Source organism: Bradyrhizobium sp. 4 (assembly GCF_023100905.1).
In the GTDB taxonomy this organism is placed as follows: domain Bacteria; phylum Pseudomonadota; class Alphaproteobacteria; order Rhizobiales; family Xanthobacteraceae; genus Bradyrhizobium.
In genome coordinates, this window is record NZ_CP064686.1 from 2,021,935 (window position 1) to 2,035,016 (window position 13,082).

Below are 13,082 nucleotides of genomic sequence, written 5' to 3' on the forward strand. Positions count from 1 at the left end.
GTTGGCGACAGACTAGAGATAGTCGGGGGTGAGCTCAAGAGTAAGCAAGTTCACCGAAACACATGCAGCGCCACATGCTGCAGCAGCATGATCGCCTTGGCGTCGATGATGCGCCCGTCTGCGATCATCGCCAGCGCCTCGTCGATGCCAAGCTCCAGCACCTCGATGTCCTCGCCTTCATGTTCGAGGCCGCCGCCGTCGCTGACCCGCATCTCCGGCTCGTATTCGGCGACGAAGAAATGCAGCTTCTCGGTGATGGCGCCGGGGCTCATGAACGCCTCGAACACCTTGTGGACGTGGTGCAGGCGATAGCCGGTTTCCTCCTCGGCCTCGGCGCGGATGCGTACCTCGGGCGAGGCATCGTCCAGCACGCCGGCGGCCGCCTCGATCAGCAAATCGTCGTAACCGCGGATGAAGGCCGGCAGGCGGAATTGCTTCACCAGGATCACCGTACGCCGAGCGAGATTATACGGCAGCACGGCGGCGGCGTTGTCGCGCTCATAGGTCTCGCGGTGCTGGGTCTGCCATTCGCCATTGGCGCGCCGGTACTCGAACGTGGTGTTCTTCAGCGTGGTCCAGCCGTCCGAGAGCACGCGGACGTCCTTGATGCGGACGCGGTCGGAAATCGTCATGGCTCGATCTCAATTGCTTGGCGTTGTGGTGCGGCCGTCGAGCCACTTCTGGAACATCACCGAGGTCGATTCCTCGAAACCCAACGACTGGTAGAACGCATTGGCCTGCTCATTGCCGCGCCGGACCAGGAGCTGGAGCTTTGCGATGCCGGCCGCGCGCAGCCAGTCCTCGGCCGCCGCCATGACGACGCGGCCGTGGCCACGCTTCTGGCTATCCGGGTCGACCGCGACGTAATAGACCCAGCCGCGATGGCCGTCATGGCCGACCATGACGGTGGCGACGATGGCGCCGCCGTCGCGGCCGAGCAGGATGGTGGAATTATCGCGCCGCCGCGCCAGTGCGATGTCGGCATGCGGATCGTTCCACGGCCGGGTCAAGCCGCAGCGCTGCCACAGCGTGACCACGGGCTCGACATCGGCCTCGGTGATCGCGTCGATCGTGAGCGCACTCACAGCACTTTTCCCGGGTTCATGATTCCAAGCGGATCGAGCATCGCCTTGATGGACCGCATCAGCTCGATGGCGGTCTTGTCCTTCACATCGGGAAGCTCGTCGCGCTTGAGCACGCCGATGCCGTGCTCCGCCGAGATCGAGCCGCCCATGCGCAGCACGATCGCGAACACCACCGCGTTCATCTCGTGCCAGCGCGCCAGATAATCCGCGGTGTTGGCGCCGATCGGCTGGCTGACATTGTAGTGCAGATTGCCGTCGCCCAGATGGCCGAACGGCACCGGCCGCGCGCCGGGGATCAGTTTCACCACGGCTTCGTTGGCTTCGGCGATGAAGGCGGGCACGGTGGCCACCGGCACCGAAATGTCGTGCTTGATGGAGCCGCCCTCCGGCTTCTGCGCTGACGACATCTCGTCGCGCAGCTTCCAGAAGCCGGCGCGCTGGGTCAGATTGGCCGCGATCACCGCGTCGTCGACGATCTCGTCCTCCATGGCGCGGCCGAGGATCGTTTCCAGCGGCGTGCGGGCGTCGTCGCCGGGCGACGACAATTCCATCAGCACGTACCAGGCATGCTTTTGCGCGAGCGGATCGCGCACGTCGATGCCGTGGCGAATCGAGAAATCGACCGCCATCTCCGACAGCAGCTCGAAGCTCGTCAGCGCATTGGCGGCCTCGCTTTGCGCGATTGCCAGCAGCTTCAGGGCGGCGTCCGGCGACTTCAGCCCGACGAAGGCGGTCTCGATCGACCGCGGCTTCGGAAACAGCTTCAGCGTCGCCGCCGTGATGATGCCGAGCGTGCCTTCGGCGCCGATGAACAGGTTGTGCAGATTGTAGCCGGTGTTGTCCTTCTTCAGCTTCGAGAGCACGTTGAGCACGCGCCCGTCCGCCAGCACCACCTCGAGCCCCAGCGCCATCTCGCGCGCGACGCCATAGGCGAGCGCGGCCGTGCCGCCGGCATTGGTCGAGAGATTGCCGCCGATGGTGCAGCTCCCTTCCGCCCCCAACGACAGCGGAAACAGCCGGTCCACGTCCGCGGCCTTCTGTTGCGCGATCTGCAGCACCACGCCGGCCTCGCAGGTCATGGTGTTCGAGGCAGTGTCGACCTCGCGGATCTTGTCTAGCCGCCGCAGCGACACCACCACCTCGCCATTGTGCGGCGTCTGGCCACCGACGAGTCCCGTGTTGCCGCCCTGCGGCACCAGCGCGATTTTGTGCTCGGAGGCGAGCTTGCAGATTGCGGCGACCTCGGCGGTCGAGCCGGGGCGCAGCACCAGCGGCGAGCGGCCGTGGAACAGATTGCGCTCCTCGGTGACATAGGCCTCGATGTCGGCCGCATCGGTGATGGCGTGCCTCTCGCCGACGATTCTGCGGAATTGTTCGATCAGCTCGGGCGCAAGCGGTGGGGTCGCCGAATGATTAACGTTCATTGTCTTGTCTCTTGCTTCGCTCTTATCGCGCCACGGCCGCCCGGCGCAGCCGGTCGTTGATCGCTTCGCCCAGATCTTGTTCGGGGATCGCCATCACCGCGATCGCCCGCGGCCCGCTGGCATCGAGGGCGCGAAGATAGCCGAACAGATTGGCGGCGGCTTCATCGAGATCGCCGCTGGGCGACAAATTCATGACCGCCGTGGCGGCCTCCAGTCCGGGCAGGCGCGCGGGGCCGAACGCCAGCAGCGCTTCGCCCGGCGCGACGTCCCGCGCATTGAGCCGCACATTGGCGCGCGGCGCGTAATGCGAGGCCAGCATGCCCGGCGCCAGCGGCTGGCTGTCGTCGCTGTCGGTCTCTGCGGGCAGTCGCGCCAGCGATGCACCGAGCACGGCTTCGATCCGCTCGCGTGACAGCCCACCGGGCCGCAGCAGCATCGGCTCCACGAAGCAGCCGACGATGGTCGATTCGACGCCGACCGTAACCGGCCCGCCGTCGACGATCAGGTCGATCCGCCCCGCAAGGTCGCCCTCGACATGGGCCGCCAGCGTCGGCGAGACGTGGCCGGAGAGGTTGGCGGACGGCGCCACCACAGCCCTGCCAAAGGCGCGCAGGATCGCCTGCGCCACCGGATGGGCCGGAATGCGGATCGCTACCGTGTCGAGGCCCGCGGTGGCAAGCTCGGCCACCGGGCAGCTTTCCGTCTTCGGCACCACCAGCGTCAGCGGTCCCGGCCAGAACGCCTCCGCGAGGCGCAAGGCGCAGGCGTCGAATCGCCCGATCCTCCGCGCGGCCGCGAGGTCGGCGACATGCGCGATCAGCGGATTGAAGGCCGGCCGCCCCTTGGCGGCGTAAAGATGGGCGATCGCGCCGGCGTTTCCGGCGTCCGCCCCGAGGCCGTAGACCGTCTCGGTCGGGAACGCGACCAGCCCGCCGGCGGCCAATGTCCGGGCGGCAGCTTCCGCGCCGGCGGTGCCGGCCGGTAAAATCAGCGTTTCAAGACCCGTTTTCACAGGGATAAGATTCCTCAGCTCGGCCGCTTGCGGTGCGCCAAACCCGACGCTATAAGCCGGCCTCTTGTCGGAGTGTGGCTCAGCCCGGTAGAGCACTGCGTTCGGGACGCAGGGGTCGCAGGTTCGAATCCTGCCACTCCGACCATTCTTCCAAAAGTCGACGTTCTAGAGGCTCGGCGGACCGGTCGCCGGGGCCTCGGAAGCGCCTTATTGCAACGATTTAGGGCGCGGGTCCACGGCCGATTTGGCCGGGCAGAGGCGTGTGCCGCAGCGGCATGGCTTTCTTTTCGCCGGCATCCCTGATCCGGCGTTGCACGGTAGGTCAGAGAATTACCGTCTCGCCGCGAGCGAGCCAATCAAATCACACCAGGCACGGCTCCCACGAGGCCTCCTCTGACGCTTCCGCAATTGCCTCTAAAACCGCCGTAACTCATCAAACCCTCGCGCTCGGGACGGTCGGTTGCCATCCGGTCAGACCGACGGTTAGATGAACCTGCAGTCGATCGCAGCTTCAAGCAGCGCAATCCGCCAATAACAAAAAACAGGGCAGGAATCATGAACAAGAAAATCGTCGCGCTTGTTGCAGCTTTTACCTTCGCTGCTTGCGGATCGGCATGGGCCGCGTGGCCGGAAGACAAGCCGATCGAAGTCGTCGTCGGCTTTGCGCCCGGCGGCGGTACCGATGTCATGGCTCGCAAACTTCTTCCCTTTGTTGAGCGCGCGCTAGGCGGTAAGGCGAAGTTTGTCGTCCTGAACAAGCCTGGCGCTGGTGGAGAGATCGCGTTTGCTGCGATCGCGCGCGCGGCGCCCGACGCCTATTCGATCGGCGTCGTCAACGTGCCGGGCTACAACTTTTTGCCGATGACGCGCAAAACCCAATACACAACGGATGAAATCCGGCTGGTCGCACGGATCGTTGAAGATCCGAACGTGATGGTGGTTCCCGCGGACAGCAGATTCAAGAATCTACCGGATGTCATTGCCGCACTTCGCAGCAAGCCCGGCTCGGTGACGTTTGGTCACAACGGTGCCGGCACGAACGGTCATTTGGCCATTCGCATGCTGGCAGCAGCCGCGAAGGTCGAGCCCAACGAAATCTCTTACAGAGGAACGGCCGCGCAGCGGACCGATCTATTGGGCGGGCATCTGGAAGTCGGGATGGTCACTCTCAGCGAGATTCCCGAATTACATGGCAGCAACAAGGGGCAACTTCGCGTCATCGCGATCCTGTCGAAGAAGCGCTTTCCATCGCTGCCCGAAGTTCCGACAGCAGAGGAAGTGGGCTTTCCGATCACGACGACGGCAGAACGCGGCTTCGCGGTGCCGAAGGGCGTTCCGGACGACATCGTCAAGATGCTGGAAGCCGGGATTGCGGAAGGCCTGCGCAATCCCGAGTACCTGACGAATTCGCCTGGCGACGAGCCGGTGATCGCTTTCCTGACTGGCGCTGAGTGGCAGAAACGACTCGACGGCATGTCTGAGGCGTTGCGTCCTTATGCTGAAGACATGCGCACGAACGAGCAGAAGTAATCAACCCAGCTGTCGCCGGCGGTTGTTGCGAGACTATCGCCGCGCCACCAGAACGCCGACCATAAACGCAATCATCAGTGCCGGCAGCGGCGCCTCGCGTACCATGCCGCGAACGACATGTGTCCAATTTTGCTCCGGGACGAGGTTCGGAGACCTGATCTCCGGTGTTGGCGTGATGCCCCATTCGGAGGCGAGTTCGGCAATCTCGCTTGAGGCGAGCCGCACGCCGTCGCGGACGCGGAAGATGGCGGCGTCCGCGCGCTCGCGCGGCGCAAGCAGCATCATCGTCGTGACGGCCGTACGCAGGGTCATCTCGCCGTAACCTTGCAGCCTGACCGATTCCTCGGGGTCGGACGTCATCGGAAATCCCTCACAGGGCCAAATGCCTTACAACGCGAAGTGGCGCGCGATGGTGAAGGCCATCGTCGCGCACAGGACCAGCGTGGATACCGCGCCGGCCACGCCGCGCGCGAGATCGGTCCGCGTCAGGTGCCTGGTCATGATTTTGCTCCATGCTCGGCATGGCAATGGCGGGGAGGCGGCGTTGGTTCCAGCCGCGACGGGCGAATCGCGAACGCGGGCTATTTCCGCAGCAGCTCGCTCAGCGCCGCCGTCGCCTCGGCGCAGCGGATGTCGTCGATCTCGCGCGACAGGTTGAGTGCGCTCGATCTGAGCTCTTCGACTTTCCAGCTCTCGGGGGGCTGGGTCTCGAGTTGACCGAGCCGCTTGTTCAGATCGTCCAATCTGGTTTGCAATTGTTCGACGCTGGCGGCCCCATTCACCACCCAGACTCGTTGCGCACGCATCGTAGTTCCCCTGCTCGTCTCACGGCGTTGTGAGAGGGGTTCGTGGCCGCAATGGGAGTTTCTTTTGTCCGGCTTCAGACGGACGGGAACCGTTGCAGATCAGCAACGGGAGTTCCCTCGCGTTAGCGTGCGTCTGGAGCTCGGCCCGTCACCGCATCAGGCCGCGCGCGGCCACTCGGTCGATTGCTTTTCAAGCCGGCTTTCGAGAATGGCGATGCTCACCCGGATATTGTCGCGCCGGGCCCGCAGGTTCTGCGCGAGCATGGGGTAGGCGACGTTCTGGGGATCGGAGATTCCAGCCTTCCGCTCTTCCTCCAGAATGTCGGCGTCGATCATTTGCATGCGCCAGCGCAGATCGGAGATCAATGCGTGGAGCTGTGTCGGCATGGTCGCTTCGAAACGGGACGTCGGGTGCATGATCGCCTCACGATGAAACAGACCCACTGCGGGTCTGAGGGATTTGACTGCCGTCCAGCAAGCACAATGCCAGTGGGCGGCTGAGCGTCTCCCGCAATTGCTCCACGGCGCACCGGAACGATTACCACTCTTTCCCGTTGCTGCAGGGGCCTCGATAACGAGGCGATCGAGGGACCCATGCCGCTCATCCGCTATTTCGTCTTCACCGGCGGCGCTCTGCTCGCCCTCCTGTACCTTGCTGATTACTACCTGGCCGGCCCCGTGAGTGCGGCCGCCGAAACCGGGCCGGACCTCTCGATCGCCCGAATTCATTCTGCACAGACCTGGCCGGAGAAGATCATCTTCGACACCAACGTGCGCCAGATTCCGTTGACCAAAACTGTGGCGTCAACGTCAGACGCGGCGGCGCCAGTCGCGCCGGACGGTACGCGCCAGGCATTTGCCATAACGGCGCAACCCGCCGCGGAGCTCTCCAAGGCCGCGGAGCCCAGGCAGGCCAAGGCGGCCGCTCTGAACAAACGCGTCGCGGAGCGGCATCGTCGCCGCCAGCCGTCGCGCATGGCGGCGCGCGGTCAGTTCTTCAACGAGCCCGTCGCCGCAGAATGGTGAGTGGCGCTCTGCGAGGGTGTTTTCGCGCGACGTGGATGCGGTCGATCGTTATTCATCCTCGGCGCTCCCCGCGTGACGGTCGAACTGCCTCTCGGTTGGGCACCGTGCCGGACAGCGAGGCTGTGCGCGCGACGCATCGCAAGATAGTCTCTGCCGCGACCTGACCCAGGAAGCGGACGAGGGAAAGATTCGTGACGAGATTTTTGACGATCGCGGCCGGCCAGCTTGGCCCTGTCGCGCGGACAGAGACGAGAACCGCGGTCGTGGCGCGCCTGATGGCCTTGATGCGCCAGGCGCACGCCAACGGTCGCGACCTGATCGTCTATCCCGAGCTCGCGCTGACCACGTTCTTTCCGCGCTGGTATTTCGAGGATCAGGCGGAGATAGACAGCTTCTTCGAGCGTGAGATGCCGGGGCTGGAGACGAGAGGCCTGTTCGATCTCGCGCGCGAGATCGGCATCGGATTTTATCTTGGCTATGCCGAGCTGACGGTCGAGGCCGGAATTGTCAGGCGCTACAACACCTCCATCCTGGTCGAGAAGAGTGGCGAGATTATCGCGAGATATCGCAAGGTGCATTTGCCCGGGCATGCCGAGCACGAGCCTTGGCGCGAATTCCAGCATCTGGAAAAGCGCTATTTCGATCCGGGCAGCAGTTTCGGCGTGACCGAGGCCTTTGGCGGCGTGATGGGAATGGCGATCTGCAACGATCGCCGCTGGAGCGAGACCTATCGGGTGATGGGGCTGCAGGGCGTCGAGATGGTGATGATCGGCTACAACACGCCGGTGCACAATCCGCCCGCGCCCGAGCATGACGATCTCTCGCTGTTCCACAATCATCTGGTAATGCAGGCCGGCGCCTACCAGAACGGCACCTTCGTGGTCGGCGTCGCCAAGGCCGGTGTCGAGGAGGGCGTCGACCACATCGGCGGAAGCTGCGTCATCGCGCCCTCCGGCGAGATCATCGCGCGATGCACGACCAAGGGCGACGAGATAGCGCTCGCTCGCTGCGATCTCGATCTCTGCAACTCCTACAAGCGCACCACCTTCAATTTCGACGTTCACCGTCAGCCGCAGGCCTACCGGATGATTGTCGAACGGAAGGGCGTGACCCTGATGGCGGACAGAACGCCGGTGCGAACGACAGGGTGAGCTCCTGTAGCCCGGGTGAGCGAAGCGATACCCGGGACCGCTGCGAGAGTCCCGGATGTCGCTTCGCTCATCCGGGCTACAAGACTTGCCGTCGGGCAAAACACCCGCACTCCGTCAACCCCTTCCTGCAAAAATATTCCGCTTTACCGAAATTCGGAAATGACGTATGTGTCGCCCATCCCGGTTCATCCTTGAGGGGCGATCTTGTGGTCGTCACGTTCGCGAGCCGGGCTTGCGGTGGACGCGGCAACGTTCGGGTGCGAGAGGCTAAGGGCAGGGCGGATTGCTCTCCGTGAGCCCGAGGCTTCGTTCCGACGAGCGGCGCTGCTAGGCTTCGTCTCGTCTGTAAGTTTCCGGCTTTGTCGACAGGGCTGGGAAAACTGCGGCGAAATGGCGGGCCGTGCGTACGGCAAAACCGTGTGGTCCTGGCCGTCGTTGCTACGGTCAAGCTCTTGCGGATGCGGCACTTGCGTCAACCGGCGCGGCGCCGGTGACTTTCGCGAAGGCGAGGGAGGCCAAAAGGAACTCGGCTCCCGGGAGAGCACGGCATAAGCCGTCCAACCATCGCGCAGGGAAGGCCGAGTGATTGGCTACACCTGTATGCTGCTGTGCGGTTTTCCTGCGTGTGCTTTTCGCGCGGCGGACCGCGGGTGCCAGCCGGCACCCGGCCTTCCCTGCGCCCTCTTGGATTTGAGGGTGGAGTGACGAAGCAAAGCTCGGGCGAAACGCGCCGCGAGGATGCGAAGGCGTGTCTGCGAATTGGCGCAACAACCTCAAATGTCGTCCTGGCGTAGGCCAGGACCCATACCCCGAGGTCTATCGATTTGAGGCGGTATCAATCCCACCGAGCGAATGTCCGCCGGACTCCTCCCGGGGGTAATGGGTCCTGGCCTTCGCCAGGACGATGCAGGGGTTGGTGGCGATCAGTGTGACCCACACCCCATCACAACCACGTGTCTTTATTCGGAAACAATCATTCCCTATTATCCCGCAATGCAAAAAGCCGCCCGCAAATCCCGCTCCGTCGCGCGTCCGCCCGGCCGTCCCCGGGAGTTCGACATGGACATTGCCCTCGACGGGGCCGTGCGCGTGTTTTCCGAGCGCGGTTATCATGCGACCTCGATTGGCGATCTCACCGCGGCGATGCGGCTGGCGACCGGCAGCGTCTACAAGGCGTTTCGCGACAAGCATGCGGTGTTTCTCGCCGCCTTCGAGCGCTATGTCGCTCTGCGCCAGGAGCAGACGCGTAGCGCCGCGGCGAAAGGCGCCAACGGCCGCGAGCGGCTGCGCAACATGCTATTGTCGTATGTAGAGCATTCCCAGGGCAGCGAGGGGCGGCGCGGCTGTCTCGTGGTCGGCAGCGCGGTCGAATTGTGCGCGGTCGATCCGGTGGTGGGCGCCCTCGTCAGCGCGCGGCTCGAGACCAACGAAGGCTTCATCGCTGGCCTCATTCGCGAGGGGCAGGCTGACGGCTCGATTCCCCGCCATGTCGCCGCCGACGACACCGCGCGGCTGATGATCTGCATCACGCAGGGTCTGCGCGTCGTCGGCAAGGCGCGCCTTTCGCTCGACGGCAAGCGCCTGGTCGCCGCCGCGATGAAGCTGCTCGCCTGAATTTTTTGTCATATTAGGAAACAAGCGTTTCCTAATACCTGGAGACTATGTGAATGACGATGAATGCCACGATCGAGACAGCCCCCGAGCCGGATGCGGTGTCGCAGCGCCTGACCTTCGTGCTTGCCGCGGCCTGTGGCATGGTCGCCGCCAACATCTATTACGCCCAGCCGCTGATCGCCCCGATCAGCGCCGCGCTCGGCCTGTCGCATGAAGCGGCGGGACTGATCGTCACCATGACGCAGATCGGCTACGGCGTGGGGCTTCTCTTCATCGTGCCGCTCGGCGACCTCGTCGAGAACCGCACCTTGATCTGCTCCGTCATCACGCTCGGCGCGGCAGCCCTGCTCGCCGCGGGGGCCGCATCCCATGCGCTACCGTTCCTGATGGCCGCGCTGTTCATCGGGCTCGGCTCGATCGCGGTGCAGATCATCATTCCCTATGCGGCGCACCTTGCGCCGGCAGCCATTCGCGGCCGTGTCGTCGGCAACGTCTCGACCGGCTTGATGCTCGGCATCATGCTGGCGCGACCGGTGTCGAGCTTCGTCACGGCGATGCTGTCGTGGCACGCGGTGTTCTTCTGCTCGGCCGCACTGATGATCGTGCTCGCAGCGGTACTCTGGATGACGCTGCCGAAGCGCAAGCCGGTCGCGCGGATGCATTACGGCGAGTTGCTGCTGTCGATGCCGCATCTGGCGCGGACCACGCCGCTGCTGCGCCGCCGCGCGCTGTACCAGGCCAGCCTGTTCGGCGCCTTCAGCCTGTTCTGGACCGTGACGCCGCTGCTGCTCGCGAGCGAGTTCGGCTTCACCCAGCGCGGCATTGCGCTGTTCGCGCTCGCCGGTGTCGCCGGCGTGTTCGCGGCGCCGATCGCGGGGCGGCTTGCCGATCGCGGCTACAGCCGCATGGCAACACTGGTCGCGCTGCTGCTCGCGGCCGTAGGCTTCCTGATCACGCATGTCGGCGCGCCCGGATCGGTGCTGAACCTCGCCTGCCTGGTGGTGGCCGCGATCGCGATCGACATCGGCGTGCAGGGCAACGTCGTGCTCGGCTTCCGCGCGATCTTCGCGCTGGGGCATGAGCACCGCAGCCGCCTCAACGGCCTCTACATGGCGACGTTCTTCACCGCGGGCGCGGCGGGCTCGGCGGTCGGCGCCTGGGCGTTTGCGCAAGGCGGCTGGACGCTGGCATCGGCCATTGGCCTCGCGCTGCCCGTCGCAGGCCTGGTCTATGCGGCCACCGAGTAGGGCCGCGGTGGGTCCAGATTGTGCGATTCGGCCCGTTTACCAAGGCCGTCCGGCCGGCAATTTCCACCTCGCAGTTTCCCTGCCGCTGTAGTACTTTGGTCGCAAGCGAGCCTGGTTAACGGGCGGCAGGGGGAGGCTGATGAGGCGTGCGGGGCTGGTTGGCGTACCGCGGGTACGACCATGGTCGTGGCAGGCGTTTCTGCTTGGATTCGTCGTTGTCGCAATGTCGGCTGCGCTCCAGGGCGTCTGTGTCGCGCTCGGCGCAAAACTCTATTTCGCAGCGTTCCTGCCCAGCCTGTTCGTGCTCGGCATTATCGCGGGCGTGCCAGTTGCGGCGTTCGCCGCACTGCTCACCATTCCGCTGGTGTGGTGGGCGTTCATTCCGCCCTTCTTCGAGTTCAATTCTCTGACCAGCGCGCATGCCGATTCCATCAAGCTGTTCTGCCTGTTCGCGGTGCTGGTGATCGGACTTGCCGATCTCTGCCGCGAGATCATCAGCCGCGGTGGATTGAAGCCGCGCAGCGAGAGCGCGGCAACGAATTCGCAATAGATCGGCCTTGTACGGCCGCGCACGTTGCGCGCGGGCAACAGTCCGGAAACCATTCGCGCGCTTGCCGCGCGGCGCTAACTTTTCAAAAAAGATTTGGCCGCAATTTCTCCCCCGGGAATGACGAGGGAGTTTTCGGACATGAACGGCCAAATAACCGGTCACGCCATCTTGGAGAACGTGCGCCGCTATCGCGGCATCGCATCGCTCTATCGCCAGACCGCTGCATTCCGCCCGGGCCAGAGCTGGTCGCTGCTCGAGCAGGCGAAGGATTGGGAAGCACGGGCGCTGCTGGAGCTGGAAGCCTATTTCGCCGCGCGGATGGATTACGCTGCTACGCGTGCGGCCTGATCGTTAACCATCGGCGGCGCGGCCTTGCGCAGGCCCGCGTCGGCCGTCGGGTCGCGCACGGAAAACACGGGGCGATTACGGAGTTATCTCGACGCCCGCCTGTGCTAGCAACGTCCCGACCGAGACATTCCAATTCGGCCGGGGCAAGCGATGACCACCTTCAACCGCATCTTCACGACCGAGCGCCTGCTCCAGATCATCGTCATTCTCGCAGCCACGGTCGCGATGAAGCTGATGGGCTGAATTTCGACGGGCTATCGCGCGCCGAATTCGGGCAATTCGGGAAGATAGTTCGACCCCTCCGATCCCAAGAAATCGAACATCGCCTGCGCCGGCGGCAACAGCACCTTGTCGCTGCGGCGGATCACGTACCATTGCCGCACGATCGGCAGGCCCGCGACGTCGAGCACGATCAGCCGGCCCTCGGTGAGCTCGTGCGCCACGGTGTGGGCCGAGATGAAGGCGATGCCGAGCCCGGCGATGACAGCCTGCTTGATGGTCTCGTTGCTGCTCATCTCCATGCCGATGATCGGCTCGAGATCCGACCTCTGGAACATGCCTTCCATCAGCGTCCGCGTGCCCGAGCCAGGCTCGCGGGTGAGGAAGGTCTCGTGCACGAGGTCGGTCAGGTTGAGGCCGGAATCTTTCTCCAGCCAGTGCCCCTTGCGTGCGACGATGATGTGCGGATTCCGCCCGAGCTGACGGACGTCGACGCTGACATCGGCCGGTGGCCGACCCATCACCGCGAAATCGAGGTCGTAGCCGTGCATGGCCTCGCGGATCTCCTCGCGATTGCCTACCGTGAGCTTGAGCTCGATCTTCGGATACCGCTTCGAGAATGCCGCGATCGCGTGCGGCACGAAATATTTTGCGGTCGAGACCGCGCCGAGATGCACCGTGCCGCCGGTTCGCCCGGCGAGCAGGTCGAGCGCGCCCTGGCAGTCGGTGATTGCGGCTTCCACGCGCTCGGCGAGGGTAAGCACTTCCTTGCCCGCCTCCGTCAGCAGCATGCCGTCGCCGGTCCGCTGCAGCAGCGGCAGGCCGGCGAGATCCTGAAGCTGGCGCAGTTGCTGGGTCACGGCCGGCTGCGTCAGGCCGAGCTGGGTCGAGGCTGCCGTGACGCTGCCCTTGGCCGCGAGCGCCGCGAGCGAGCGAAGCTGCCGGATCGTCAGATGCCGGAGCTGTGCCGCCGAATGGGCATTATAAGATAATTCTTTGGCGCTCATTATGAATAGAAATTTTCCTTATTAAGCCGGCCCTGTCAATCTCATCGTTGTTGGCACTGACCG

General features: G+C 64.5%; 15 protein-coding genes and 1 tRNA gene. 8 read left to right on the forward strand and 8 right to left on the reverse strand.

Annotated features, from left to right (window positions below):
* Positions 1 to 50 precede the first annotated feature (50 nt).
* From IVB45_RS09225 to IVB45_RS09240, 4 genes are read right to left on the reverse strand one after another with little or no spacing between them, the layout of a single operon-like run.
* Positions 51 to 632, reverse strand: a complete 582-nt coding sequence (locus tag IVB45_RS09225; RefSeq protein WP_007594883.1) for a TrgB-like protein — start codon at positions 630 to 632, stop codon at positions 51 to 53.
* A gap of 9 nt (positions 633 to 641) precedes the next feature.
* Positions 642 to 1,085, reverse strand: a complete 444-nt coding sequence (locus tag IVB45_RS09230; RefSeq protein ID WP_247356968.1) for a GNAT family acetyltransferase — start codon at positions 1,083 to 1,085, stop codon at positions 642 to 644.
* Positions 1,082 to 2,509 carry an FAD-binding oxidoreductase gene (locus IVB45_RS09235; protein ID WP_247356967.1) on the reverse strand — a complete coding sequence of 476 codons (1,428 nt, stop codon included), beginning with the start codon at positions 2,507 to 2,509 and terminating at the stop codon, positions 1,082 to 1,084. The genes IVB45_RS09230 and IVB45_RS09235 overlap by 4 nt, the downstream gene beginning before the upstream one ends.
* Before the next feature lie 22 nt (positions 2,510 to 2,531).
* Positions 2,532 to 3,521, reverse strand: coding sequence for an L-threonylcarbamoyladenylate synthase (locus IVB45_RS09240; protein ID WP_247356966.1), 990 nt, complete (start codon positions 3,519 to 3,521; stop codon positions 2,532 to 2,534).
* 68 nt (positions 3,522 to 3,589) lie between these two features.
* Between IVB45_RS09240 and IVB45_RS09245 the strand changes: the two genes are divergently transcribed.
* Together IVB45_RS09245 and IVB45_RS09250 are read left to right on the forward strand one after the other, a co-directional pair.
* Positions 3,590 to 3,666 (forward strand) — tRNA-Pro (locus tag IVB45_RS09245).
* A gap of 410 nt (positions 3,667 to 4,076) precedes the next feature.
* Entirely contained in the window at positions 4,077 to 5,051 is a 975-nt protein-coding gene (locus IVB45_RS09250) for a tripartite tricarboxylate transporter substrate binding protein (protein ID WP_247356965.1), read from the forward strand.
* A gap of 33 nt (positions 5,052 to 5,084) precedes the next feature.
* On the opposite strand, the gene IVB45_RS09255 is transcribed toward IVB45_RS09250, so the two are convergent.
* From IVB45_RS09255 to IVB45_RS09265, 3 genes are all read right to left on the reverse strand, one after another.
* Positions 5,085 to 5,411: a hypothetical protein gene (locus tag IVB45_RS09255; RefSeq protein WP_027568651.1), complete on the reverse strand. Its 327-nt coding sequence runs from the start codon at positions 5,409 to 5,411 to the stop codon at positions 5,085 to 5,087.
* Positions 5,412 to 5,632: 221 nt separating this feature from the next.
* On the reverse strand, positions 5,633 to 5,857 hold the full coding sequence (locus tag IVB45_RS09260; RefSeq protein ID WP_247356964.1) for a hypothetical protein: 225 nt from the start codon (positions 5,855 to 5,857) through the stop codon (positions 5,633 to 5,635).
* A gap of 156 nt (positions 5,858 to 6,013) precedes the next feature.
* The gene (locus tag IVB45_RS09265; RefSeq protein WP_247356963.1) at positions 6,014 to 6,274 is read right to left on the reverse strand and encodes a hypothetical protein; all 261 of its coding nucleotides are present in this window, start codon (positions 6,272 to 6,274) and stop codon (positions 6,014 to 6,016) included.
* A gap of 177 nt (positions 6,275 to 6,451) precedes the next feature.
* Here IVB45_RS09265 and IVB45_RS09270 point away from each other — a divergent pair, with 177 nt between their 5' ends.
* The 6 genes from IVB45_RS09270 (at position 6,452) to IVB45_RS09295 (ending at position 11,793) form a co-directional block, all read left to right on the forward strand.
* Complete coding sequence (locus IVB45_RS09270) at positions 6,452 to 6,883, forward strand: hypothetical protein (RefSeq protein WP_247356962.1); 432 nt, start codon at positions 6,452 to 6,454, stop codon at positions 6,881 to 6,883.
* Positions 6,884 to 7,074: 191 nt separating this feature from the next.
* A complete protein-coding gene (locus IVB45_RS09275) occupies positions 7,075 to 8,034 on the forward strand; it encodes an N-carbamoyl-D-amino-acid hydrolase (RefSeq protein ID WP_247356961.1) in 960 nt (319 codons plus the stop codon).
* Positions 8,035 to 9,093: 1,059 nt separating this feature from the next.
* Positions 9,094 to 9,648: a TetR/AcrR family transcriptional regulator gene (locus IVB45_RS09280; RefSeq protein ID WP_247356959.1), complete on the forward strand. Its 555-nt coding sequence runs from the start codon at positions 9,094 to 9,096 to the stop codon at positions 9,646 to 9,648.
* Between the two features lie 53 nt (positions 9,649 to 9,701).
* The gene (locus IVB45_RS09285) at positions 9,702 to 10,895 is read left to right on the forward strand and encodes an MFS transporter (protein WP_247356957.1); all 1,194 of its coding nucleotides are present in this window, start codon (positions 9,702 to 9,704) and stop codon (positions 10,893 to 10,895) included.
* A gap of 139 nt (positions 10,896 to 11,034) precedes the next feature.
* Positions 11,035 to 11,445, forward strand: coding sequence for a DUF4118 domain-containing protein (locus IVB45_RS09290; protein ID WP_247356956.1), 411 nt, complete (start codon positions 11,035 to 11,037; stop codon positions 11,443 to 11,445).
* 138 nt (positions 11,446 to 11,583) lie between these two features.
* Positions 11,584 to 11,793 carry a hypothetical protein gene (locus IVB45_RS09295; RefSeq protein ID WP_007594851.1) on the forward strand — a complete coding sequence of 70 codons (210 nt, stop codon included), beginning with the start codon at positions 11,584 to 11,586 and terminating at the stop codon, positions 11,791 to 11,793.
* Positions 11,794 to 12,047: 254 nt separating this feature from the next.
* Here IVB45_RS09295 and IVB45_RS09300 read toward each other — a convergent pair whose 3' ends face one another.
* Positions 12,048 to 13,019, reverse strand: coding sequence for a LysR family transcriptional regulator (locus tag IVB45_RS09300; protein WP_247356954.1), 972 nt, complete (start codon positions 13,017 to 13,019; stop codon positions 12,048 to 12,050).
* Positions 13,020 to 13,082: the final 63 nt, after the last annotated feature.

Bases quoted from the DNA above. Each gene is read 5' to 3' on its own strand.
- IVB45_RS09270 (WP_247356962.1), top strand. From the start codon at position 6,452: ATGCCGCTCATCCGCTATTTCGTCTTCACCGGCGGCGCTCTGCTCGCC.
- IVB45_RS09255 (WP_027568651.1), bottom strand. From the start codon at position 5,411: ATGACGTCCGACCCCGAGGAATCGGTCAGGCTGCAAGGTTACGGCGAG.
- IVB45_RS09260 (WP_247356964.1), bottom strand. From the start codon at position 5,857: ATGCGTGCGCAACGAGTCTGGGTGGTGAATGGGGCCGCCAGCGTCGAA.
- IVB45_RS09250 (WP_247356965.1), top strand. From the start codon at position 4,077: ATGAACAAGAAAATCGTCGCGCTTGTTGCAGCTTTTACCTTCGCTGCT.
- IVB45_RS09295 (WP_007594851.1), top strand. From the start codon at position 11,584: ATGAACGGCCAAATAACCGGTCACGCCATCTTGGAGAACGTGCGCCGC.
- IVB45_RS09285 (WP_247356957.1), top strand. From the start codon at position 9,702: ATGACGATGAATGCCACGATCGAGACAGCCCCCGAGCCGGATGCGGTG.
- IVB45_RS09235 (WP_247356967.1), bottom strand. From the start codon at position 2,509: ATGAACGTTAATCATTCGGCGACCCCACCGCTTGCGCCCGAGCTGATC.
- IVB45_RS09290 (WP_247356956.1), top strand. From the start codon at position 11,035: ATGAGGCGTGCGGGGCTGGTTGGCGTACCGCGGGTACGACCATGGTCG.
- IVB45_RS09300 (WP_247356954.1), bottom strand. From the start codon at position 13,019: ATGAGCGCCAAAGAATTATCTTATAATGCCCATTCGGCGGCACAGCTC.
- IVB45_RS09280 (WP_247356959.1), top strand. From the start codon at position 9,094: ATGGACATTGCCCTCGACGGGGCCGTGCGCGTGTTTTCCGAGCGCGGT.
- IVB45_RS09225 (WP_007594883.1), bottom strand. From the start codon at position 632: ATGACGATTTCCGACCGCGTCCGCATCAAGGACGTCCGCGTGCTCTCG.
- IVB45_RS09265 (WP_247356963.1), bottom strand. From the start codon at position 6,274: ATGCACCCGACGTCCCGTTTCGAAGCGACCATGCCGACACAGCTCCAC.